Annotated in this window: 1 pseudogene; it reads left to right on the forward strand. The window is 64.3% G+C overall.

From position 1 onward, the window contains the following. Positions 1 to 501: pseudogene (locus ACXJKO_RS32135) on the forward strand (adenylate/guanylate cyclase domain-containing protein); the annotation flags it as partial.

Below are 501 nucleotides of genomic sequence, written 5' to 3' on the forward strand. Positions count from 1 at the left end.
GGCCAGGAATTCCTCTACGTTCTCCTTCTCCTCGCAGAGGCCGCTCTCACCTACTCCCCAAGGAGGGTGCTCTGGACGGGCGTGTCGATTCTGGGCATCTGGTCGATTGGGGTCTTCACGATCTACTCCCAGCCGGACACGCTGCGGTTCAACGATGCGGCTGCCGAGGGAGTGCTGACGTCAGCCGCGGTCCTGGATCTCTCCTTCAAGCCTGCCTTTGTCGGCCTGACGGCCTGGTACACCCAGCTTGTCGCGACCTCCCTGTTCACCCTGCTCATCACACTCGCTGTCTGGCGCAGCCGGCGGACCTTGTTGAATCAGGTCGAGGCCGAGGTCGTGCGCGCGGACCTCGCGCGCTATGTCTCTCCGGACGTGGCCGAGGCCCTCTCCAGTCGCGGCGGGACTGCGTTTGGAGAGCCGGCGACACGAACGGTAGCCGTCCTGTTCGCAGATATTGTCGGCTTCACCAAGCTTACCGAGACCCTCTCGCCCGAGCGCACG

The organism is Microvirga sp. P5_D2, assembly GCF_054049475.1.